Raw genomic sequence first — 23,117 nt, forward strand, 5'->3', positions numbered from 1 at the left:
GAAAGATGAAAGACGGCTGTGGCGGAGATTGTGCCAGATCAAGGCAGGGATTGCGCGGGCGTGCTCTTTGGAAGAGAATGTAGAAGAGCGCGGACAGGAGTTTGAGCGATGCTGGATATAACGGTTCACAAGATTGCACAGGTGATTCTTATGTCGCGGGAGTTGAACCGCGCCGAGGGGGAGCTTCGCGGGTTTATCGACAATCTGACCGAAGACGAGCAAGTGAGCCTTGTTGCGGTGATGTGGATCGGGCGTGAGAGCTTTGCTGCAGACGAATTGGAGGAAGCCAAGCGCACGGCGGCGGCCGAAGCGACGATTCCCACAGCCGATTACCTGATCGGGACGCCGCATTTGTCGGATCATCTTGAAAACGGGCTGGATGAGTTGGGTCTTTCGGCGTCAGATGATGAGGATGACCTCGTTCGCGGGGGGTAATTCCGGAAACATTTCTCACGGAGTGAGCGCGGGTGGCCGGTAGCTGCCCGCGTTTTTGTGTCTGGGGCCGTGTGTTTGATCACAAAATGCGTAACGCGGCGGGCACGGCGGCGTGAGGTGTGAGTAACATTTCAGGCGTGATCTTTTTGCCTACCAATAACGCATTGAAAGTAAACTAAAAATCAGTGTTTTGGGATTGCTAGGAAAAGTTTCATTTCAAATTCCGTGAGCGCACACAAAGCCGCGAGTGTGTGTGTTTTGAAATGTGAGCGGTTGGTTGTCATATTGGTTGCAGATCGAACGACACGATTTGAACAACACACCATGGACTTCGGTCCGGACAGTTTGAAAGGACAATGAAATGAAACTTGCAATCGCAACATTCTCGACCGCCCTCGTATTGGCCACTGGCGCATCCGCCATGGTTGGCACCTATGAACGTGCCGTGAACGAGGCGCCCGCGTCGAGCAGCTTGTTCACCACCGGCGAGCAGGAAGTGGTTTCGAACACCGCTTCGACCAGCCCCGGCGCGGAATACAACAACGGTGAAGCCAAAGTGATCACCGTGTTTGAGAACGACAACGCTGGCCAGTTCATGGGTGCTGCTGCGCGCTAAGACAAGCGCCCGCCCATCGAACTTGAAACCGACACAGACTTATTTCTCTTGAAAGGAGAAACCCGATGAAACTGACGATTGCCACACTCGCAACCGCCGCCCTTTTTGCCACTGGTGCTTCGGCCATGGTTGGCACCTATGAACGTGCTGTGAACGAGGCGCCTGCTTCGAGCAGCCTTTTCACCACCGGCGAGCAGGAAGTGGTTTCGAACACCGCTTCGACCAGCCCCGGCGCGGAATACAACAACGGTGAAGCCAAAGTGATCACCGTGTTTGAGAACGACAACGCTGGCCAGTTCATGGGTGCTGCTGCGCGCTGAGACAAGCGCCCGCCCATCGAACTTGAAACCGACACAGACTTATTTCTCTTGAAAGGAGAAACCCGATGAAACTGACTATTGCCACACTCGCAACCGCCGCCCTTTTTGCCACTGGTGCTTCGGCCATGGTTGGCACCTATGAACGTGCTGTGAACGAGGCGCCCGCGTCGAGCAGCCTTTTCACCACCGGCGAGCAGGAAGTGGTTTCGAACACCGCTTCGACCAGCCCCGGCGCGGAATACAACAACGGTGAAGCCAAAGTGATCACCGTGTTTGAGAACGACAACGCTGGCCAGTTCATGGGTGCTGCTGCGCGCTAAGACAAGCGCCCGCCCATCGAACTTGAAACCGACACAGACTTATTTCTCTTGAAAGGAGAAACCCGATGAAACTGACTATTGCAACACTCGCCACCGCCGCCCTTTTTGCCACTGGCGCATCCGCCATGGTTGGCACCTATGAACGTGCCGTGAACGAGGCGCCTGCCGCGAGCAGCCTGTTCACCACCGGCGAGCAGGAAGTGGTTTCGAACACCGCTTCGACCAGCCCCGGTGCGGAATACAACAACGGTGAAGCCAAAGTGATCACCGTGTTTGAGAACGACAACGCTGGCCAGTTCATGGGCGCCGCTGCGCGCTAAGGCTTTGCCACGTAAATAAAAAACGCCCGGAGCGATGCTCTGGGCGTTTTTCGTTTTAAGGGTGTCTGACGGCTTTGTTAGACGCCTGAATTAGACGGCTGTGACGATCTGCATGTGTTGCGCCAGCGTGTCGATTTCGGACAGCCAGCGATCCAGCAGCTTCGGATCGGAGGGCGCGGCGGAGACGCCGGCGGGGATCTCGCGGTTGAGCACAGATTCGATGGCCAGCGACACCGGCACCGAAACGAGCCGCGCCATAGCGGTGCCGCGTTCATCGCCCCACGCGTCCATCACATAGGTTTTGTCCCAGACCGGCGTGCCGTCGGCTTCGGCTTTGAGACCAACGCAGAGAATAACGCGGTCGGCTTCGCCCTCGTCATAGGCGTTTTCGGTGAGAAGCTTGTCGGCGATTTCCTGAAGGCGGGCGTCGCTCGCGGTTCCGACCTCGGCGAAGATGTCGGACCACGCATCGGCCCAGCCGTTGAGGCGCAGGGTGCCGCGCACGAATTCCTTGACCGGCCACTCGGGTGAGAAGCCGTAGTCTTCCATGAAGGGAAGCGAGTCGCGGTTTGGATAGACCTCGAAGCTTTCGGGGGTGGGCAGGGGCGCGTCATAGCGGCGGATCGCATCCCATGGTTGGCTTACGTTCAGCTCGGAAAAGTTGCGGATCGAGCGCGACGGGGAGCGGAGCGCCTTGAGCACGCCGACCGGGGCCCATGAGAACTTGTAGCGAAAGGCGTTGGCCTGTTTCGGGACGCCGCCGCAATAGGACAGGAAGCTGATTGTGTTGTCGGGCGCGTAGGCATCCGAGGCGCGGTAGTCGGCCACGAGTTTATGCGCCATGAGGTGGTCGATACCGGGATCGAGGCCGACTTCGTTGACGAAGGACAGGCCAGCGGCGCGGGCCTTGCTATCAAGCGCTTTCATCTCGGGCGAGATATAGGAGGAGGAGACGAAGTGGGCCTCTTGCGTGAGGCACATTTCGGCCAGAGCGACATGCCAGTCGCCGGGCAGCATGGAGACAACGATGTCGCCCTTGGCGGTGGCCGCGGCGAGCGCATCGAGGTCAAAGGCGCGGATGTCGGTGGCGATGTCGCCAACCGCGTCGCGGGCTTTTTCCACGGTCCGGTTCCAGACGGTGACGGGGTGGCCTGCGTCGATCAGGCGGCGGAGGCCGGGAATGGAAGAGAAGCCGGTGCCGCACCAGTGAATAGTCATGTCGTCGCTCCTTTGACGTGTTTGGAGAATTCAGTCTCGGCCCGCGCCCAGACGCCTTGGGTGAGAGTGGAGAGGGTGAGCAGCGATGGCAAGAGCTGGGCTGCGTAATCCTCGGAACTTTCGACCGGGAGCATGGAGGGCAGGTTGTCGATCGCCATGACATCAAGCGGGGGCGTGTCATGGGCGCGGAAGACGGGGGCGGTCCAGCTCGTCGCTTCGGAATAGATCGGGACCGGGTTGTAATCGCTGTCGGGGTCGCAGGCGATGTCCCCAATGGCGGTGAGCGCGCGGGGGGCGGTCAGGGCCGATTTGGGCACAAAGACCGGTGTGCCGGGGCGCGCAAAGATGCAGTTGAGGAAGATCTCGTGCTCTAGGATCTGCGGGAACGGCCCGCCCGAGGCGGTTTCGGCCATGTCCCAGCCGGTGACAGGCAGGTCCATCGCGCGGCAGAGGTCGGAGGCGCCGGTGCCGACACGGCCAAGCGCGCCGATGACGATGGCGCGGGGACGCGCGCGCCCGGTCGCATCAAGGCGCGCCGCGAGGTCGGCAAGCAGGGCATCCTTGCCCGGATAAGCGCCGATGGGGCCGCAGATGCCGCCTTGTTGTTGCTGTGCCGCCCAAGCCATGAGGGTGACAGCCGCCCCGGCGAAACCGGCCCAATAGCCGAAGGCGGCGACGCGGCGCCCCTGTTCATCGACGAGGTATTCGAGGTCATAGAGCGTGCCGCCGCCCGCGTGGAACCGGCGCAGCAATTCTTGCCCCGAGTGCTGCCCCTTGTAGGCATGGCCGAACATGATGTGGCGATGCGGCAGGGGGGTGCCATCGTCGGGCAGTTCCTTGAGACCGAAGATGATCGCGTCGGAGGGCGCGTCGGGCCACGAGTTTTCCGCCGCGATTTCGACGCCCGCATCAATATAGCCCTGCATCGGGATGGCGCGGACCGAGCTTGCTTCTACGGTGACGCGAATGCCGGCGTCGAGCAGGGCTTTGGCTCCGGCGGGGGTGAGGCCGGTGCGTTCTTCGTTTTCGCGTTGTTCAGCGCGGACCCAGAGATGTGTCATGTGCTTTCCTTTGCCGGTGCGTCAGTGGTGTGGCGCGCTTGGGCAAGCGCGTCGTGCAAGTCATCAGAGGTGGGTTTGGGCGAATTGGCGTTCGCGGGTTTCAAGGTGCGGGATGGCGTTGAAATGCGCCAGTGTCGGCGTGCCGTTCATGACATGCAGGCGGTGCACCGAGCTGTTCATGATGGAGAGCGCAACATGGCTCCATGCGGTGACATCGAGGTTCAGCACGCGGCGCAGGATCGTTGCGATCACCCCGCCGGAGGTGACCAGAAGGGCGCGACCGTGGCTGTTTGTGATCTCGTCTATGAGGCCGTCAATGCGGGCGGTGAAGTCAGCGTATCGGATCGGGGCATCTGCGATTTCATCACGCTCCCAAGCGCCAAAGACCTGCGGCAGGTGGTCGATATAGCCTTCGCGGGTGTCGGGCAGCAGCAGACCGTGCTGTTTTTCCATCAGCTGGGACATGGTGAAATAGGGCAGCTCGTTAAGGCGGTCGTCCTGCACCAGCGGCGCATGGCGTTCGGCGCCCATGCTTTGCGCGGTTTCGATTTGCCGGCGCAGTGTGCCTGAGAGGATGCGCGAGAAGACCTCGCCAGTATGATCGAAATGGTCGCCGAGCCAGCGGGCCTGTTGGTGACCGAGGTCCGAGAGCCTGTCATAGCTGGTTTCGTCTTTGGCGCTTGAATTGGCCTGACCGTGGCGAACGAGTGTGATGTGGGGCATGTGATGAAGTCTCCGTTGGCGACTTGGTAAAGCGTTTCGACGAAAGCTTGAACCACGATTTTTTCCAAGCGCTTTAGGCGAGGGGCGCGCGGGCGGCAAGGGGGCGCTCTCCGACGCGGTGGGAGAGGGTTTTGGCGGGCAATGCGCGGGGGTGTTTTTGGCAAGATGCAGGCGGTGGGCGCGCGCGTTGGTGGCGGGGTGCAGCGGATCGGAAACCTCTGTGGCGCAAATTGCAGGTGTCGTGTCGGGATTGGGGGATGGGCGCGAAATGCGGCGTGGTTTACTGTGAGGGCCAAGCAGGAGGGCGCGCGATGGGCGAGACAATTCGATTCACGCTGGATGGCGAAGCGGTTGAAGCGGACAAGGGGCTGACCATTTGGGAGGTCGCGCATGGCCGTGGCTTGGTCATTCCGCATCTGTGCCACAAGCCCGCGCCGGGGTATCGCCCTGATGGCAATTGCCGCGCCTGTATGGTCGAGATCGAGGGCGAGCGCACCTTGGCGGCGTCATGCATCCGCGAGCCTGCCGACGGCATGGTGGTGACCACCAATTCGGCCCGCGCAGAGAGTGCGCGCAAGATGGTGGTTGAGATGCTGGCCGCGGATATGCCGGAGCGCGAGGTGGCGCATGACCGCTCGGCGCATTTCTGGGATATGGCCGAGGCGAATGGGGTGAGCGAGAGCCGTCTGCCCAAGATGGAACAGGACCGCGTTCCGCTTTTGGATGACAGCCATGTGGCGATGCGGGTGAATTTGGATGCGTGCATTTCGTGCGGCTTGTGTGTGCGGGCCTGTCGCGAGGTTCAGGTGAATGATGTGATCGGCATGGCCGGGCGTGGGCATAGCGCGTTTCCGGTGTTCGACATGGATGACCCGATGGGTGCGAGCAGCTGTGTCGCTTGCGGCGAATGTGTGCAGGCCTGCCCGACCGGTGCGTTGATGCCGGCGACGGTTCTGGACGAGGAACAGCGCGGCGACGGGGCGGCGTTTGATCGCGAGGTGGCGAGCGTTTGCCCGTTTTGCGGTGTCGGCTGTCAGGTCTCGCTCAAGGTCAAGGACGACAAGGTGGTTTATGTCGATGGGATCGACGGGCCAGCCAATGAGGGGCGTTTGTGCGTCAAGGGGCGGTTCGGGTTTGATTATATCCACCATCCGCATCGGCTTACCCAGCCGTTGATCCGGCGCGAGGATGCGCCCGCGAAGGGGTTGAACGTGGACCCCGGCAATTGGAGCGAGGTGTTTCGCGAGGCCAGTTGGGACGAGGCAATGGAGGCCGCCGCCGGAGGGTTGGCGACATTGCGCGACGGGTCCGGGGGCCGGTCGGTGGCCGGGTTTGGCAGCGCGAAATGCACCAACGAGGAGGCCTATCTGTTTCAGAAGCTGATCCGGCAGGGGTTTGGCCATAACAACGTCGATCACTGCACGCGGCTGTGCCATGCGTCGTCCGTCGCGGCGTTGATGGAGAACGTGGGAAGCGGCGCCGTGACGGCAACGTTCAACGAGATCGAGAATGCCGATGTGGCCATCGTGATCGGGGCGAACCCGGTTGAGAACCATCCGGTCGCGGCGACGTTTTTCAAACAGTTCGTGAAGCGCGGCGGCAAGTTGATTGTCATGGACCCGCGCGGCGTGGGGCTTCGCCGGTTTGCCAGCCATATGTTGCAATTCCGGCCGGGCGCGGATGTGAGCATGCTCAACGCGATCATGAACGTAATCGTGGAAGAGCAGCTTTATGACAGCCAGTATATCCACCGCTTTACCGAGAATTGGGAGGCCGAGAAGGCGCATTTACGCGACTTTACCCCCGAGAAAATGAGCGAGATTTGCGGCATTGCGCCCGAGGTGTTGCGCGATGTGGCGCGGACCTTTGCCGGGGCCAAAGCGGGCATGATTTTCTGGGGTATGGGGGTGAGCCAGCACATTCATGGCACGGATAATTCGCGCTGTCTGATCTCGCTCGCTTTGATGACTGGGAATGTGGGCAAGCCGGGGGCCGGGCTGCATCCGCTGCGCGGGCAGAACAACGTGCAAGGTGCGAGCGATGCTGGGTTGGTGCCGATGTTCCTGCCGGATTATCAGAGCGTGATGGATGATGGTGTGCGCAGCGCGTTCAACGAGATTTGGGGCGAGCAGGGGTATGATGACCCCGAAAAAGGTTTGACCGTGACCGAGATTATGGACGCGGTGCATGAGGGGCAGATCAAAGGCATGTATGTCTTGGGCGAGAACCCGGCGATGAGTGATCCGGATGTGGAGCACGCGCGCGATGCGCTGGCCAAGTTGGAGCATCTGGTGGTGCAGGACATTTTCCTGACCGAGACGGCGAATTATGCTGATGTGATTCTTCCGGCCTCGGCGTTTTATGAAAAATCCGGAACGGTGACGAACACCAACCGGCAGGTGCAGATGGGCCGTCCAGCCGTGCCGCCGCCGGGGAACGCGCGCGAGGATTGGGCGATCACATTAGAGTTGGCACAGCGGTTGGGGTTGGGGTGGACGTATAACAGCCCGGCGGATGTGTTTGCCGAGATGAAGCGCGGGATGGGCTCGCTCGACAATATCACGTGGGACCGGTTGGCGGGCGAGAATGCGGTGACTTATCCGTCGCTGTCGCCGGAGGATCCGGGGCAGGCGATTGTGTTTGCCGATGGGTTTCCACGGGATGAGGGGCGGGCGAAGTTCACTCCGGCGAGCGTGATTGCACCGGATGAAGCGCCGGATGCAGACTATCCGATGATTTTGACCACGGGGCGGCAATTGGAGCATTGGCACACCGGGTCGATGACGCGGCGCTCGAAGGTGTTGGACGCGGTGGAGCCGGAGGCGAATTGCTCGCTCCACCCCAAGACGTTGCGCAAGCTGGGGGTTGAGCCGGGGGGCATGGTGCGCCTGTCGACCCGGCGCGGCACGGTGACCGTGATGGCACGGGCCGATCGAGCGGTGGCCGAGGATATGGTGTTTTTGCCCTTTGCCTATGTCGAGGCGGCGGCGAATATCCTGACCAACCCGGCGTTGGACCCTTATGGCAAAATCCCGGAGTTCAAATTCTCGGCCGTGAAGGTCGAGAAAGTTGAAGGAACGGTGGCAGCGGAGTAGGCGCGAATTCTTTTGAAGAATTCGGTCAATTTTCCTTCGAGGAAAATTGGATGCTTGCGGAGCGGGTGCTGTGGGTCCTAAAAATCCTTGGAGGATTTTTGACGTTTTTCGCGACGAAAAACGGTTTGGGGTATGGGCGATGAAAATCAATTCGGAACGGTTTTTAGCTGATCTACATAGGCTGCGGCAATTTGGGGCAATCGGGATTGGCAAGGGTGTGGTGCGTCCGGCCTATTCCAAGCCCGATATCGAGGCGCGTGAATGGTTGCGTGGCAGAATGGAAGAGGCCGGGCTTGTCACGCATTATGATCCGATGGGAAACCTGTTCGGATTGGCGGAGGGTAAATCCATATTGATGGGGTCGCACACCGACAGCCAGCCAGAGGGCGGTTGGTTGGACGGGGCGCTGGGTGTGATTGCGGCGCTGGAGGTGGCGCGGGCGAGCCAGGAGGCGGGCGGGCCAGCTGTTTCGGTTGTGTCGTTTCAAGACGAAGAGGGGCGCTTTGGTGTCACCACGGGTAGCACGGTCTGGTCGGGGAAGCTTCGCTTGGAGGATGCCGACGCGTTGACCGATCGCGAGGGTGTGACGCTGGCCGAGGCGCGTTCGGCCATGGCGCATCTGATCGGGGATTGGGTTGATCCGGCGCGGTTTTCCGGTTTTATCGAGGCACATATTGAGCAGGGGCCGTGGCTGGATCAGGCGGGCGAAGCCGTGGGCGTGGTTAGCGATATCGTCGGAATCCGAGATATGCGCATCACGTTTGAGGGTGAGCAAAACCACGCGGGCACCACGCCGATGCATCTGCGCCGCGATGCGTTTCAGGGGCTGGCAGAATTCAACGCCAAGCTTAACACCCGGTTTCAGAATGTTGTTACGCCGCAGACCGTTTGGACCATTGGCCATGTCAGCCTGCACCCGGATGCGCATTCGATTGTGCCGGGGCGGGCGGTGTTTTCGATGCAATGGCGCGACGGCGATAGCGAGCGATTAAAGCGGATGGAGGCGATCATTCGTGACACGGCGAACGAAGTCGCCGGGGCGCGCGGTTTGACGCTTGAGTATGGCCAGATGCTGGGCCTTGAGCCGGTGGAAATGGATGGCAGCCTGCGCGCCGCGTTGGAAGCGAGTGCCGAGGCGGCAGTGCCCGGCAAATGGCGGGTGATGCCGTCGGGTGCGTTGCATGATGCGACCAATGTGGCGGTTATGATGCCGGTTGCGATGATGTTTGTGCCCTCGATCAACGGGATCAGCCACGCGTTTGAAGAAGACACGGACGAGCGCGATCTGGTTGCCGGGGCTCAGGTTCTGGCGGGTGCTGTGGCGCGGTTGGGGTGACTTTAGCCGGTGCGATCGCGGCTGGAATATGGACCGCACCGGCCTGTAGCCCTGTCAGGGGAGCTGATTTGACAGGGCAGGGAGTGACATGAGCGATCGTGTCAACGCCGAACGATGTGGCCGCGGAGGATGCCGGGTTGAGAGATCGTGGAAAATTCACCGTCCCTATTGTTTCGTATCCGTAAACAATCCGTAGCAGAAAATACGGCGAAAATCTACATTTCACTAAGGCAAACGTGAGGCACGCTAGATGTGGTGCATTTTGAGCATATTGCGGGCGTGGGTTAGCCCCAGCTTACGTCGCCCAGAAAAATATAGCCCGCGCCGTAGATCGTTTTGATCAGGCGCGGATTTTTCGGGTCTTCGCGCAGTTTGGTGCGCAGGCGCGAAATCCGCACATCCATCGCGCGATCAAAACTTTCCCCTGCCGCGCCGCCGAGTGTTTCCTGCATCATCGCACGCGAAATCAACCGTTTAGGGCGCTCAAGGAACAGGCGCAGGACTTCGCCTTCGGCGTGGGAGAAGGGCGTGTCCTGGCCGGTTTCGTCGGTCAATTGGAAGCGGGCGAAATGGGCGGTCCAGCCATTGAACCGCGCGGTGTCGCTGGCCGGTTGGGCCGGGACGGGTTTGCGCAGGCGGGCACGGATGCGGGCGACCACTTCGGCGGGGTCAAACGGTTTGATGATGTAGTCGTCGGCGCCGAGTTCAAGGCCGGTGACGCGGTCCTGCACTTGGGCGCGGCCCGAGATGATGATCACGGTTGCGCCCTGTTCCAGCGCGAGGCGATGCACCAGGGACAGGCCGTCGCGATCAGGCAGGGACAGGTCGACAAGACAGACATCCGGCGTGGTGCTTTTGAGCGCCGCTTCGAATTCGGTCGCCCGCGAAAACGCGAGCGTGCGAAAGCCCGCTTCTTCGAGCGCCTGTGTCAGGATTTCGCGGATGGCGGGTTCATCATCAAGGATGGTGACCAGCGGGGCATCGGCGGGAATGGTCATGGGGAGGCCTCCATTCGCAGAAAGGCGGCGAGGTCGGTTTCGGAAAACGGTTTGGCGAGGACCGGCGCACGTTCCAGAGCGGCGCGGTGCAGCGGGTGTGATTTTGGCAGCGAGGTCATCAGGAAACAGGGCGGATGTGGATCGGCGAGTCGGTCGATCAGGTCAACACCCGAGGCGTCGCCTTCGAGCGAGATATCCGACAGGATGAGCGTAATCCCCGGAATTTGGCTGACAAGGTTCAGGGCTTCATCAACCGAGGTGGCTTCGATCACGGCGTGGCCCTTGGTGATCAGCATTTCGCGCAGGTTGGCGCGCAAATCCGAGCTGTCTTCGACCAGCAGCACAAGGCCGGGCGCGATGGGCAGGCCAGAGGCCGGGCGCAGCGGCAGGCGGATTGAAACCTGCCCGCCCGTGTTGGTATTGCCAAGCGTGGCGCGACCGCCAGCGAGCTTGGTCATGTCATAGACCATGGCAAGGCCAAGCCCGGAGCCTTCGCCGCCTTTGGTGGTAAAAAAGGGCTCAAAGGCATGCGCCTTGGCCGTTTCGGAAAAGCCGGGGCCGGTGTCGCGGACCGAAAATTCGACCCACGTGTTTTGCACGGTGCGCGCGTTGAGCGAAATCGCCCCCGTTCCGGCGCAGGCGTCGCGCGCGTTGAGCACTAGGTTGAGCAAGCTGTCCTGTAACATGCCCGCGTCAAGCATCAGAACGTCATGCGGGATTTGGTTGTTGAGGGTCAGGGTGACGTTTTTGGGCAGAGCGGAGCTTGCCAATGTTTCGAAGTCGCCAAGAAAGGTGCGCATGTCGGTTGGTTCCGGCGTGACCTCGCGGGTGCCGGTCATATCGGCGATGCGATTGAGCAGCGTGCCGCCGCGCCGGGCCGCGGAGAGCGTGCCATTGATCAGCTCGACCGCGTTTTCGGGCAGGTCCTCCATGCGTTGCAAGCGCGATTGCATGCCGAGGATGATGGTCAGCAGATTAGAGAAATCATGCGCCAGCCCAGAGATCATCTGGGCACCGATTTCGCGGCGGCGGGTTTGTTGAAGAGAGGCGCGGGTCTGGGATTCTTCGGTGATGTCCATCGACAGGATATAGACACCGCCGCTTGAGGAATCGGGCGTGAGGGCCACGCGGATACGGCGTTGCGACGGCTCGTGATTGAATTCAAACACCGTCGGCGTTCCGGAAAATGCCTTTTCAAGATTGGGACGGATGATCGCCCATGTCTGTTCGCCCAGCACATCGGCGACATGGGTGCCGACGGGGTCGTGTTTCGACCCGGGCATGACCGTGCTGAGGCGGAGGTTGGAATAGGTGTAATGCAAATCCGGGCTGATATGGGCGATATGCGCCGGCATCATGTCGGCGGTCAGGCGGGCGCGCGCTTCGGCTTCGGAAATTTGGCGTTTGGCCTCTTCTAGGGCCGTGACGGTTGCGCCGAGCTTTCGGTTGGCGGCGGAAAGTTCTTCTGCGTGAGAGACGAGCCTTTCGGAGAGTTCTTCGGAGCGGGCGCGCAGAAGCTGTTCAGATTTTTTGGCGCCGGAGATGTCAGTGTAGACAGTGACCCAGCCGCCCTGAGGCAGGGGCGAGCCTTCGACGGAAATGGTGTGCCCGTTGGCGCGGGTGCGTTCCATGTAATGCGGTTCAAAGGCGCGGGCCTGTTCGACGCGGGTGTTGACGAATTCTTCGATGTCATCAACGGGGCCGTATTCCCCCTGCTGGCCAGATAGCGGATGGTTTCGTCAAAATCCGCCCCCGGTGAGGTGAGATGGTCGGGCAGGCCGAACATGGTGCGGAACGGGGCGTTGGAGGTGACAAGGCGCAGATCGCTGTCATAGATGGTGAGCGCCTGCTGAATGAGGTTCAGCCCGGCCATTGTCATGGCGTGGTCTTTCGCTGTGGTTCCGCTCACCGGTGTCTCCCTTGTGATTGGCCTAGCACCAAGTCGGGCATGTGGAAAAGAGCGAAGCGCGGGTTGTTACAATTCGAAAGAATTGAGAAAACTTCAAGAAAAAGTTGACGGCGAAGGTCAATGCAGCACCCTAGGTCGTAGGAGAATCACCTACGGCCAAGTGGGTGAGTTCGCGCTGGAGACGCGAGCAAAGGGAGGACAGATTTTGGTAGAACCGTCAGCGGCGGCCGGTGGGCTTGTGTCCGTTCCGGCGCTATTGCAGCGCAATGCAGAGAAATTCGGCGATCGGCCGGCCTATCGCGAGAAGGAATTCGGGATCTGGCAGAGCTGGACCTGGGCCGAGACCGAGAAAGAGATTGAGGCGCTGGCGCTTGGCCTGATCAATCTGGGCGTGAATGAGGGCGATTTCATTGCCATCATTGGCCGTAACCGCCCGCATTTCTATTGGTCGATGGTCGCAGCACAGAGCATCGGGGCGATCCCGGTGCCGCTTTATAATGACAGCGCCGCCGAAGAGATGGCCTATGTTCTGGAGCATTGCGGCGCGCGGTTCGCGATTGTCGAGGATCAGGAACAGGTCGACAAGGTCATCGAGGTGCAGGATCGCCTGCACCAGTTCGAGCATATGATTTATGTCGATCCGCGGGGTTTGCGCAAATACGACCACCATGCGCTGCACCGGTTTGGCGACATTCAGGATCAGGGTCGTGCGTCCTATTACGAATGGATCGAAGACCTGAAAGAGCGGCGCGGGAAGCTGACCTATGACAGCCAGTGCGTGATGCTTTATACGTCGGGCACGACGGGCAAGCCCAAGGGCGTGGTTCTGTCGAACCGCAACATCGTGCAGAGCGCCAAAAACGTCAGTGAATTTGACAAGCTGGTGCCGGGGGACGAGATCCTTGCCTATTTGCCGATGGCATGGGTGGGCGATTTCATCTTTTCCATCGGGCAGGCCTATTGGACAGGGTTCTGCACCAATTGTCCTGAAAGCGCCGACACGATGATGACGGACCTGCGCGAGATCGGGCCGACCTATTATTTTGCGCCGCCGCGGGTGTTTGAAACACAGCTGACCAACGTCATGATCCGCATGGAAGACGCCAGCAAGCGCAAGAAATGGATGTTCGACAAGGCGATGGCCGTGGCCAAGCGGGTCGGGCCGAAGATCCTTGATGGCAAGCCTGTTGGCCTGATGGATCGGTTGAAATACTGGCTGGGCGATATTTTCATCTATGGCCCGTTGAAGAACACGCTTGGTCTGAGCCGAGTGCGGGTGGGCTATACCGCCGGTGAAGCGATCGGGCCGGAGATTTTCGAGTTCTATCGCTCGCTCGGGATCAACCTGAAACAGCTATATGGTCAGACAGAGGCGTCGGTGTTTATCACCGTGCAGCCCGATGGCGAAGTGCGCGCCGACACGGTTGGCGTGCCGGCCCCCGAGGTCGAGATCAAGATCGAGGAGAACGGCGAAATCTATTACCGTTCGCCCGGCACGTTTGTTGAGTATTATAAGAACCCGGAGAGCACCGCCGCGACCAAGGACGCCGAAGGCTGGGTTGCGACGGGGGATGCCGGGTTCTTTGAGCCGGACACCGGGCATTTGCGGATCATCGACCGGGCCAAGGATGTGGGCACGATGGCCGATGGCAGCCTGTTTGCGCCGAAATACGTTGAGAACAAGCTGAAGTTCTATCCCGATATTCTGGAGGCCGTTCTGTTCGGATCGGGCAAGGACCGCTGTGTCGCGTTTATCAACATCGACCTGACGGCGGTTGGCAACTGGGCCGAGCGGAACAACATCGGCTATGCCTCGTATCAGGAATTGGCCGGGCATCCGCGTGTGCTGGACACCATTCAGGAACATGTTGAAGCGGTGAACAAATCGGTGGCGGATGACCCGATGCTGTCGGGCTGTCAGATCCACCGCTTTGTGATCCTGCACAAGGAGTTGGATGCCGATGACGGCGAGATGACACGGACACGCAAGGTGCGCCGGGTGATTGTCGCCGAGAAGTTCAACGACATCATCGAAGCGATGTATGGCGACAAGGCGGAAATCTCGACCACGACCGAGGTCACCTATGAGGACGGCCGCAAGGGCGCGATCAGCGCGACGCTTGAAATTCGCGACGCCAAGGTGGTTCCGGTCACGCCGCAGAAGGTAGCAGCAGAATGAACGACATGAGCAGCGACGGATACGTGACCGAAGACGGCCGCACGATTGGCGGCGTGTTGATGGAAATGAAGAACATCACCCTGCGGTTTGGCGGGGTGAAGGCGATCACCGACATCAGTTTTGACATTCGCGAAGGCGAAGTGCGGGCCATTATCGGGCCGAACGGCGCCGGGAAGTCTTCGATGTTGAACGTGATTTCGGGGTTCTATGTCCCGCAGGAGGGCGAGGTTTTCTATAAGGGCGAAAAGCGCCCGCCGATGAAGCCTTACGAGGTTGCACGGCTTGGCATTGCGCGGACGTTCCAGAACATCGCTTTGTTTGAGGGCATGACCGTGCTGGACAACGTGATGACCGGGCGGCTGAACCATATGAAAACGGGTCTGTTCGCGCAGGCGCTGTGGAAGGGTAAAGCCGAGGCCGAGGAAGTGGCCAACCGCGAAGTGGTCGAGAAGATCATCGACTTTCTTGAGATTCAGGCCATCCGCAAGACGCCGGTGGCGCGCCTGCCTTATGGCTTGAAAAAGCGGGTCGAGCTGGCGCGGGCTCTTGCGGCGCAGCCGTCGCTTTTGCTGTTGGATGAACCGATGGCGGGGATGAACGTCGAGGAAAAAGAGGACATGAGCCGCTTTATTCTGGATGTGAATGACGAGTTCGGCACCACCATCGCCCTGATCGAGCACGACATGGGCGTGGTGATGGACCTGTCCGACCGCGTGGTGGTGATGGACTACGGCAAGAAGATCGGGGACGGAACCCCCGACGAAGTGCGCAACAATCAGGATGTGATCGACGCCTATCTTGGCGTGGCGCACGATTAAGGGGGACCAGACGAGATGTCAGCAGATTTTCTGAACATGCTGGAAGTGATGACCAACGGCCTGATGGCCGGGGTGCTCTATGCGCTGGTCGCACTTGGCTTTGTCCTGATCTACAAGGCGAGCGGGATTTTCAATTATGCCCAAGGGGTCATGGCGCTGTTTGCGGCGCTGACTCTGGTCGGGATCATGGAAGGGCAGGTGCCCTTTGGCCATTTGATCAATGCGGTGTTCGGCACTGATTTGCACCACTTTGGCTGGCATTTGCCGGCGTTTGTGGGGATCGTCATAACCGTCGCGATCATGGTGTTGTTTGCTTGGCTGGTGCAGCGGTTCGTCTTTCGCCACCTTGTCGGGCAGGAGCCGATCATCCTGTTCATGGCGACCATTGGCCTTGCCTATTTCATGGAAGGCTTTGGCGACATCATGTGGGGGTCGGACATCAAGACGCTGGATGTCGGGCTGCCGCAGGGCGGGTCGTTCGCGATCGAAGATTTCACCATAGGCTGGGCCGCCGAGGGCGAGCGGTATTACGGCATGTATATCGACAACCTTGATATGGTGGCGACTGTGGTCGCGGCGCTTCTGGTGATCGGGCTGGTGCTGTTTTCGCAATATACCAAGCAGGGCCGCGCGATGCGGGCTGTGGCGGATGACCATCAGGCGGCGCTGAGCGTTGGGATCAACCTGAACTTTATCTGGGTGCTGGTCTGGTCGCTGGCCGGGTTCGTCGCCTTGGTTGCAGGGATCATGTGGGGCACCAAGTCGGGTGTGCAGTTCTCGCTGTCGCTGATTGCGCTCAAGGCTCTGCCGGTGCTGATGCTGGGCGGGTTCACCTCGATCCCCGGCGCCATCGTGGGTGGTTTGATCATCGGGGTCGGTGAGAAGCTGTTCGAATTCTGGGTTGGCCCGTTGGTGGGTGGTGCGACCGAAAACTGGTTTGCCTATGTGCTCGCGCTTTTGTTCCTCGTCTTTCGGCCGCAGGGTCTGTTTGGCGAGAAGATCATCGAGAGGGTGTGAGGATGATGCAGGTGATTGCCATTCTCAACGTGGTCGCATGGGCGGGGTTCTGGGCCTTTGGCTATATCGCCCTGTCGGCGGATGTGAGCCAGACCGGACAGATGGTTACGGCGGCGGTGTTGGCCGCGGCAGGCGGGGCGCTGGGCATGTGGGCTTATTTCCAGCTGATCCGGCATAGCGAAAAAACGGGATATGCGAAGCGGCCGAACAGAGCCGACAGATCGCATCTGGAAGAGATTGATAACGGGGAGCGGGCCTGATGTTTTATCGTGAAGCGGGCGATTTCAAAACGTCCTATGAGAGCGACGGGCAGACCTTCCCGATCAAGTTCGACAGGTATCGGTATTACCTTGTTTTGCTGATCGGCTTTGCGGTCGTTCCATTCGTGATCAACGACTATTGGGTGAACGCGGTTTTCCTGCCGTTCCTGATCTATGCGATCGCGGCGATCGGGCTGAACATTCTGGTCGGCTATGCCGGGCAGGTGAGCCTTGGGACCGGTGGGTTCATGGCAGTGGGGGCCTATGCCTGTTACAAGTTCATGACCGGGATCGACGTATGGATCGGGGGCGTTCAATATGCGCTGCCGCCGATCAACATCTTCTTTTCGGTGCTGTTGGCGGGCGGTGTAACGGCGTTTGTCGGCGTGTTGTTTGGCCTGCCGAGCCTCAGGATCAAGGGGTTCTACCTTGCCGTGGCGACGCTGGCGGCGCAGTTCTTCCTTGTCTGGTTATTCAACAAGTGGGAGTGGGCCTATAACTATTCCGCATCCGGGCAGATCAACGCGCCGGAGCGCGGCGTGTTCGGTGTGGTTGTCACCGGCCCGAACACCAGCGCATGGGCGAGTTACCTGTTCTGCCTCGTGTTCCTGACCCTGATTGCGGTGATCGCGCGGAACCTGACGCGGGGCAGCGTGGGGCGCAAGTGGATGGCGATCCGCGATATGGATATTGCGGCGGAGATCATCGGGGTGGACCCGTTGAAAGCCAAGCTGACCGCCTTTGCCGTGTCGTCGTTCTTTATCGGTGTCTCGGGGGCCTTGTTCTTCTCGGTCTACCTTGGGGCTGTGGAAGTGGGCGAAGCGTTTGGCATCAACAAATCATTCCTTGTGCTGTTCATGGTCATCATTGGCGGCTTGGGGTCGATCTTTGGCTCCTTCGCGGGCGCGGCTTTCCTTGTGCTGCTGCCGGTGCTGTTGAAGAACCTGTTGGTTGGCGGACTTGGCTGGCCTACGGACCTTGCTGCGCATCTGGAGTTCATGATCGTCGGGGCGATGATCGTCATATTCCTGATAGCCGAGCCACATGGGCTTGCCCAATTGTGGCGGGTTGCGAAAGAAAAACTGAGACTCTGGCCTTTCCCACACTAGGGGTGGCCAAAACCGTCCGGGGGGAGGAGCCCCCGGAGACACGTCGGATAATAACCAATGGGAGGATTAACCCGATGAAATTGAAACTGGCAACTTTGGCGCTGGGCGCTGTTATGGCCGCAGGGCCGGTGATGGCGGACCTTGTGTTCCCGTCGCTCAGCTATCGCACCGGCCCTTATGCGGCGGGCGGGATTCCGTTTGCTGATGGCTATGCGGATTACTTTACGCTGCTGAACGAGCGTGACGGCGGTATCGGCGGTGTCATGGCCCGCGTGATCGAATGTGAAACCGGCTATAACACCGAAAAGGGTGTTGAATGCTATGAGGCGACCAAGGGCGAAGGCTCGCTCGTGTATCAACCGCTTTCGACCGGCATCACCTATCAGCTGATCCCGAAAAGCACGGCGGATGGCATTCCGATGCACACCATGGGTTATGGGCGGACATCGGCGGCGAACGGCAAAGTGTTCACGCACACGTTCAACTATCCCGGCAACTATTGGAACGGCGCATCGGGTGCGATCAACCACCTGCTGGACATCAACGGTGGCGATATCAAGGGCAAGACCGTTGCTCTGGTTTATCACAACTCTGCCTATGGCAAGGAGCCGATCCGCACGCTGGAAGAGCTGAAGGCCAAGCACGGCTATGAGCTGACCCTTTTGCCGGTAGACCACCCCGGTCAGGAACAGAAGTCGCAGTGGCTTCAGATCCGTCGTGAGCGTCCTGATTACGTTATCATGTATGGCTGGGGCGTTATGAACCAAGTTGCCATTCAGGAAGCCGCAAACATCCGCTTTCCGATGGAAAACTTCATCGGTATCTGGTGGTCCGGTGCCGAGCATGACGTGATGCCTGCCGGTGAAAAGGCCCATGGCTACAAGGCTGTGACCTTCCACAACGTCGGCCGTGACTTCCCTGTTTTTGACGACATTCAGAAGTATGTCGTTGAAACGGGCAAAGCCGCCGGTGCTGGCGATCAGATCGGCACCGCCGTGTATAACCGTGGTCTTTACGCCGCGATGTTGGCCGCAGAAGCCGCCAAGACCGCACAGGAAATCCACGGCACCAAGGACATCACCCCGGCGATGATGCGCGACGGCATGGAGGCTTTGAAGATCGACGAAGCCAAGATGACCGCTCTGGGCATGCCCAACTTTGGTCCGGCGTTCGAGGTGTCGTGCGAGAACCACGGTGGCCCCGGTCTTGTCGGTGTGACCCAGTGGGATGCGACGAAAAAGACATGGACGCTTATCTCGGACTTTAAGCCGACCGATGCAGACGTGATCGACCCGCTTATTGCACAGGACTCGGGCGCGTATGCCACCGAGAACAAGCTGGAAGAAGCCTGTAAGTAAGCCTTTTTGAGACCACTCCCCGGCCTCTGTTTCGGTGGCCGGGGACCACACGAATTTCAAACGAAAGAGCCCGCCCATGCTGGACGCCGGTGAAACCAAGCAAGAGACGCTTCTTGAGGTCAACAATATCGAGGTGATCTACAATCACGTCATCCTTGTGTTGAAGGGTGTCAGCCTGAACGTGCCCAAGGGCGGGATTACCGCGCTGCTTGGTGGCAACGGGGCGGGAAAGACGACCACGCTCAAGGCGGTATCGAACCTGCTGCATTCGGAACGCGGCGAGGTGACGAAAGGGCAGATCAGCTATCGCGGGGAGCGTGTGCAGGATCTGGACCCGGCCGAGCTTGTTAAACGTGGCGTGATCCAGGTGATGGAGGGACGCCATTGTTTTGAACACCTGACGGTGGAGGAGAACCTGCTGACCGGAGCTTATACGCGCCGCGGGGGCGGGGCGGAAATCGCTGCTGATCTGGAGAAGGTTTATGCCTATTTTCCGCGGCTTAAGGAGCGGCGGAAGAGTCAGGCGGGCTATACCTCGGGTGGGGAGCAGCAGATGGTTGCCATCGGGCGCGCGTTGATGAGCCGTCCGGAGATGATCTTGCTTGATGAGCCATCAATGGGCCTTGCGCCGCAGTTGGTGGAAGAGATTTTCACCATCGTGAAGGACCTGAACGAGAAGGAAGGCAACACCTTCCTTTTGGCGGAGCAGAACACCAATGTCGCGCTGCGCTTTGCGCATTACGGTTACATCCTTGAGAACGGGCGCGTGGTGATGGATGGCCCGGCCAAGGAGCTGCGCGAAAACCCGGATGTGAAGGAATTCTATCTCGGCATGGCCGACGAAGGCAGGAAGAGTTTCCGCGATGTGCGGTCTTATCGCCGCCGGAAACGCTGGCTCAGCTGATCGCGGCATTGGCGCCGTCGAAGTGAGATTTTGAACAACCGTCCCAGCCCGGTCCGGGGTTTGGGTTGATAAAAAATGTCGATGGCAGGAGCGGGAGAAAGCGCCCGGCTGCCACAAGAAGGAGTTCCAGAGATGAGCCAGAATTTTGACAATCTGGAAACACGTTCGGCAGATGAGCGTGCCTCAGCGCAGCTTACGTTGCTGAACGCGCAGCTTGCGTTGCATGGGCATGAACCGCTCACCGTGTTGTCAGAGCTTTCTAGTCTGCCTGTGTTAAGAAAGTCTGACCTGAGTGCGCGGCAGAAGGCGCAAGCCCCGTTTGGCGGCCTGCCGGTGAGCAATGTGGCGCATTATTTCCAGAGCCCCGGCCCGATCTATGAGCCGGGCGGGATCAGCCACGATTGGTGGCGGTCCGGGCGGGCGATGTATGCCGCCGGGTTCCGCAAGGACGACATTGTTCAGAACTGCTTTTCCTATCACCTCACCCCTGCGGGGATGATGTTTGAGACCGGCGCGCGGGCCATCGGCTGTGCTGTTTTGCCCGCCGGAACCGGGCAGACCGAGCTTCAGGCGCAGGCGGCGCATGATATTGGGGTGACGGGCTATACCGGCACGCCGGATTACCTCAAGATCATTCTGGACAAGGCGGATGAGATGGGGCTGTCGCTTGGGATCACCAAGGCGGCGGTCGGTGGGGGCGCGCTTTTCCCGTCGCTGCGCGAGGAATATGCCAGTCGCGGAATCGCTTGTTTGCAAAGCTATGGCACGGCTGACCTCGGCTCGATCGCGTATGAAACGCCGGCCATGGAAGGCATGATCGTGGATGAGGGTGTGATCGTCGAAATCGTCACCCCCGGCACTGGTGATCCGGTCGCCGAAGGCGAGGTTGGCGAGGTCGTGGTCACGACGCTTAACCCCGACTATCCGCTGCTTAGGTTTGCCACCGGCGATCTGAGCGCTGTGCTGCCCGGTGAGAGCCCCTGTGGGCGCACCAACATGCGCATCAAGGGCTGGATGGGGCGTGCCGACCAGACGACCAAGATCAAGGGGATGTTCGTGCGCCCCGAGCAGGTTGCAGCACTTGTCGCGCGCCATTCCGAGATCGCCAAGGCGCGGGTGATCGCCGGGCGCGACGGCGAGATGGACACGATGACGGTGCGGATCGAAGCCGATGGCGGCGAAGAGGCCGCGTTTGCGAAATCGGTGGCCGAGGTCTTGAAGCTCAAGGCGCAGATCGAGGTGGTGGCCACCGGGAGCCTGCCGAATGACGGCTTGGTGATCGAGGATACCCGCAGCTACGACTGAGCCGGTATCGGCCAAACAAAACAGCCAGTAACATGCAGAAAAGCCGCCCCGGATGGGAGCGGCTTTTCTTATATGTCTCAACCGTTTGGCGCGAGATGCGCCAAAGGGTTCAGCGAATGTTCAACCCTGACGGGCTTTGAAACGACGCTGGGTTTTGTTGATCACATAGACGCGGCCTTTGCGGCGCACGACACGGCAATCGCGGTGCCGGTTCTTGAGCGAACGGAGCGAGTTCTTGACCTTCATCGGTCTCTCCTCATTTTCGCGGCGCGGGCCTTGCGCCTTGGGTTACGCGGGTGCCTCACAACCAAGGTGAGACGGTGAAAATCATGGTGGGCGATACTGGGATTGAACCAGTGACCCCTTCGATGTCAACGAAGTGCTCTACCGCTGAGCTAATCGCCCTATGACTTGCCAGCTGGCTTCTTTTGCCCCGGAATATTCGGTTTCCCAAAAAATCGGGGCGCGGGAAATCCGCGCCGGTCTGGAGCGGTCTATAAAAGGTAACGGCAAAGGGATCAAGGGCTTTTGGCGGTGATTGAAACCGGGTTAGACTATGTGACAAGGAGGCACGATGCCAAAGCTTGCTTATGATCTGATTCATCCCAAGGAACGCACCACCTCGGTGGTGTTTGCTTCGCCGCATTCGGGGCGGGATTATCCGGCGAACTTTGTGCAGCGCACGCAGCTTGATGCGCTGAGTATTCGCAGCTCGGAAGACGCGTTTGTTGATCAACTATTTGATTGTGCTCCACAATTTGGCGCTCCGTTCTTGCGGGCGGGGGCGCCGAGGGCGTTTGTTGACCTCAACCGCGGGGCTGAGGAGCTGGATCCGGCGTTGATCGAGGGGGTCGCGCGGCAGGGGCATAACCCGCGTATTTCATCAGGGCTTGGGGTGGTTCCGAGAGTCGTTTCCGGTGGGCGGGAAATTTATCGCGGGAAAATGTCTCTGGAGGAGGCGAAACGGCGGATTGATCTCTATTGGAGACCATACCACGACATATTGCGCCGACAGCTTAACGAGGCGCACGCAAGGTTTGGCGAGGCGATTCTTGTTGATTGCCATTCGATGCCGCATGAGGCGATGGACACGGTGGCGCGGGGCGTGGCGCGCCGGCCCGAGGTTGTGATCGGTGACCGGTTCGGGGCCAGCGCGGACAGCGAGATTGTCGAACGTATTGAGGCGAGTTTCGCCGCGGCGGGTTTGAGCGTGGTGCGCAATGCGCCGTTTGCGGGGGCCTATGTGGTGCAAAGCTATGGCCGCCCGGCGCGGCGCCAGCACGCGGTGCAGATCGAAATCGACCGGGCGCTTTATCTGGATGAGGCGCGGGTGGAACCCAGCGAAAGCTTTAACGCATTCAGGCGGTTGATGCGGCAGGTCACGGCAGAGATCGCAGAGATTGGCGCCGTGGGGCAGGAGCGTTTGGCAGCCGAGTGAGGCTGCTGGCTTTGCGGCTGGGGCGTGCCTCTGGTTTTGTTTTTGCCGCAGGAAACACGCGGCTCGGGGAGCCCACCCACCCACCCGAGTGCGCTGGCGGCGCCGAGGCGCTGCCGACGCACCCCCCGCTCTCCGCGTGTTGGGGCGTTTGATTGGCCGCGTTGTGGTGGGGGCGAGCGGTGTATTTGAGTATTTTTGGCAAGATGAAAGCGATTGGTCGGCGCGGTGGGCTCGGTTGGGTTCCATCGGGGTTAACGGGGCGTTGTTAACCATTAACGGCGCGGCAGTGCAGCGATTCGGTGGGGGTGATGTTCGGCTGACATTCGGCTGACATCCGTACACCGCCGCGGCGCGGCAATTATTAGGGGAAAATTGATT

The 23,117-nt window shown here is 60.0% G+C and carries 21 protein-coding genes, 1 tRNA gene and 1 pseudogene; 16 read left to right on the forward strand and 7 right to left on the reverse strand.

Going from position 1 to position 23,117, the window contains the following annotated elements:
* The first annotated feature begins 108 nt into the window (after positions 1-108).
* From N4R57_00520 to N4R57_00540, 5 genes are all read left to right on the forward strand, one after another.
* Positions 109-435, forward strand: a complete 327-nt coding sequence (locus tag N4R57_00520; GenBank protein UYV37641.1) for a DUF3775 domain-containing protein — start codon at positions 109-111, stop codon at positions 433-435.
* A 361-nt stretch (positions 436-796) separates the two neighbouring features.
* Positions 797-1,051 (forward strand): hypothetical protein, encoded by a 255-nt coding sequence (locus tag N4R57_00525; protein UYV37642.1) that lies wholly within the window; start codon positions 797-799, stop codon positions 1,049-1,051.
* 65 nt (positions 1,052-1,116) lie between these two features.
* Positions 1,117-1,371: a hypothetical protein gene (locus N4R57_00530; protein ID UYV37643.1), complete on the forward strand. Its 255-nt coding sequence runs from the start codon at positions 1,117-1,119 to the stop codon at positions 1,369-1,371.
* Positions 1,372-1,436: 65 nt separating this feature from the next.
* Positions 1,437-1,691 carry a hypothetical protein gene (locus N4R57_00535; protein ID UYV37644.1) on the forward strand — a complete coding sequence of 85 codons (255 nt, stop codon included), beginning with the start codon at positions 1,437-1,439 and terminating at the stop codon, positions 1,689-1,691.
* A gap of 65 nt (positions 1,692-1,756) precedes the next feature.
* Positions 1,757-2,011, forward strand: a complete 255-nt coding sequence (locus N4R57_00540) for a hypothetical protein (GenBank protein UYV37645.1) — start codon at positions 1,757-1,759, stop codon at positions 2,009-2,011.
* Between the two features lie 90 nt (positions 2,012-2,101).
* On the opposite strand, the gene N4R57_00545 is transcribed toward N4R57_00540, so the two are convergent.
* From N4R57_00545 to N4R57_00555, 3 genes are all read right to left on the reverse strand, one after another.
* A complete protein-coding gene (locus N4R57_00545) occupies positions 2,102-3,229 on the reverse strand; it encodes a saccharopine dehydrogenase NADP-binding domain-containing protein (protein ID UYV37646.1) in 1,128 nt (375 codons plus the stop codon).
* Positions 3,226-4,290, reverse strand: a complete 1,065-nt coding sequence (locus N4R57_00550; GenBank protein ID UYV37647.1) for a saccharopine dehydrogenase — start codon at positions 4,288-4,290, stop codon at positions 3,226-3,228. Before N4R57_00550 ends, N4R57_00545 begins: the two co-directional genes overlap by 4 nt.
* 63 nt (positions 4,291-4,353) lie before the next feature.
* Positions 4,354-5,013, reverse strand: coding sequence for a histidine phosphatase family protein (locus N4R57_00555; GenBank protein UYV37648.1), 660 nt, complete (start codon positions 5,011-5,013; stop codon positions 4,354-4,356).
* Positions 5,014-5,324: 311 nt separating this feature from the next.
* Between N4R57_00555 and fdhF the strand changes: the two genes are divergently transcribed.
* Complete coding sequence (gene fdhF / locus N4R57_00560; GenBank protein ID UYV37649.1) at positions 5,325-8,108, forward strand: formate dehydrogenase subunit alpha; 2,784 nt, start codon at positions 5,325-5,327, stop codon at positions 8,106-8,108.
* 139 nt (positions 8,109-8,247) lie between these two features.
* Positions 8,248-9,444: a hydantoinase/carbamoylase family amidase gene (locus N4R57_00565; protein ID UYV37650.1), complete on the forward strand. Its 1,197-nt coding sequence runs from the start codon at positions 8,248-8,250 to the stop codon at positions 9,442-9,444.
* 284 nt (positions 9,445-9,728) lie between these two features.
* Here N4R57_00565 and N4R57_00570 read toward each other — a convergent pair whose 3' ends face one another.
* Together N4R57_00570 and N4R57_00575 are read right to left on the reverse strand one after the other, a co-directional pair.
* Positions 9,729-10,442: a response regulator transcription factor gene (locus N4R57_00570; GenBank protein ID UYV37651.1), complete on the reverse strand. Its 714-nt coding sequence runs from the start codon at positions 10,440-10,442 to the stop codon at positions 9,729-9,731.
* A pseudogene (locus tag N4R57_00575) lies at positions 10,439-12,321 on the reverse strand (PAS-domain containing protein). Before N4R57_00575 ends, N4R57_00570 begins: the two are co-directional and overlap by 4 nt.
* Before the next feature lie 235 nt (positions 12,322-12,556).
* Here N4R57_00575 and N4R57_00580 point away from each other — a divergent pair.
* The 8 genes from N4R57_00580 to N4R57_00615 all read left to right on the forward strand — a co-directional run bounded on the left by N4R57_00580 (position 12,557) and on the right by N4R57_00615 (position 21,301).
* Entirely contained in the window at positions 12,557-14,530 is a 1,974-nt protein-coding gene (locus N4R57_00580) for an AMP-binding protein (GenBank protein UYV37652.1), read from the forward strand.
* Complete coding sequence (locus N4R57_00585; protein UYV37653.1) at positions 14,527-15,348, forward strand: ABC transporter ATP-binding protein; 822 nt, start codon at positions 14,527-14,529, stop codon at positions 15,346-15,348. The genes N4R57_00580 and N4R57_00585 overlap by 4 nt, the downstream gene beginning before the upstream one ends.
* 15 nt (positions 15,349-15,363) lie before the next feature.
* Positions 15,364-16,365, forward strand: coding sequence for a branched-chain amino acid ABC transporter permease (locus tag N4R57_00590; protein UYV37654.1), 1,002 nt, complete (start codon positions 15,364-15,366; stop codon positions 16,363-16,365).
* A gap of 2 nt (positions 16,366-16,367) precedes the next feature.
* Positions 16,368-16,625: a hypothetical protein gene (locus tag N4R57_00595; protein UYV37655.1), complete on the forward strand. Its 258-nt coding sequence runs from the start codon at positions 16,368-16,370 to the stop codon at positions 16,623-16,625.
* On the forward strand, positions 16,625-17,734 hold the full coding sequence (locus N4R57_00600) for a branched-chain amino acid ABC transporter permease (protein UYV37656.1): 1,110 nt from the start codon (positions 16,625-16,627) through the stop codon (positions 17,732-17,734). The genes N4R57_00595 and N4R57_00600 overlap by 1 nt, the downstream gene beginning before the upstream one ends.
* A gap of 74 nt (positions 17,735-17,808) precedes the next feature.
* Positions 17,809-19,092 carry an ABC transporter substrate-binding protein gene (locus N4R57_00605; GenBank protein ID UYV37657.1) on the forward strand — a complete coding sequence of 428 codons (1,284 nt, stop codon included), beginning with the start codon at positions 17,809-17,811 and terminating at the stop codon, positions 19,090-19,092.
* 76 nt (positions 19,093-19,168) lie between these two features.
* The gene (locus N4R57_00610) at positions 19,169-19,996 is read left to right on the forward strand and encodes an ABC transporter ATP-binding protein (GenBank protein ID UYV37658.1); all 828 of its coding nucleotides are present in this window, start codon (positions 19,169-19,171) and stop codon (positions 19,994-19,996) included.
* Positions 19,997-20,128: 132 nt separating this feature from the next.
* Positions 20,129-21,301 carry an AMP-binding protein gene (locus tag N4R57_00615; GenBank protein ID UYV37659.1) on the forward strand — a complete coding sequence of 391 codons (1,173 nt, stop codon included), beginning with the start codon at positions 20,129-20,131 and terminating at the stop codon, positions 21,299-21,301.
* Positions 21,302-21,421: 120 nt separating this feature from the next.
* Here the strand turns inward: N4R57_00615 and ykgO are convergent, their stop codons facing one another.
* Both ykgO and N4R57_00625 read right to left on the reverse strand, forming a co-directional pair.
* The gene (gene ykgO, locus N4R57_00620; protein UYV37660.1) at positions 21,422-21,547 is read right to left on the reverse strand and encodes a type B 50S ribosomal protein L36; all 126 of its coding nucleotides are present in this window, start codon (positions 21,545-21,547) and stop codon (positions 21,422-21,424) included.
* 84 nt (positions 21,548-21,631) lie between these two features.
* Positions 21,632-21,706: transfer RNA gene (locus tag N4R57_00625), tRNA-Val, on the reverse strand.
* A 169-nt stretch (positions 21,707-21,875) separates the two neighbouring features.
* Between N4R57_00625 and N4R57_00630 the strand changes: the two genes are divergently transcribed.
* Entirely contained in the window at positions 21,876-22,739 is an 864-nt protein-coding gene (locus N4R57_00630) for an N-formylglutamate amidohydrolase (GenBank protein ID UYV37661.1), read from the forward strand.
* The last annotated feature ends 378 nt before the right edge of the window (positions 22,740-23,117 follow it).

It is taken from the genome of Rhodobacteraceae bacterium D3-12 (assembly GCA_025916135.1).
In the GTDB taxonomy this organism is placed as follows: domain Bacteria; phylum Pseudomonadota; class Alphaproteobacteria; order Rhodobacterales; family Rhodobacteraceae; genus JAKGBX01.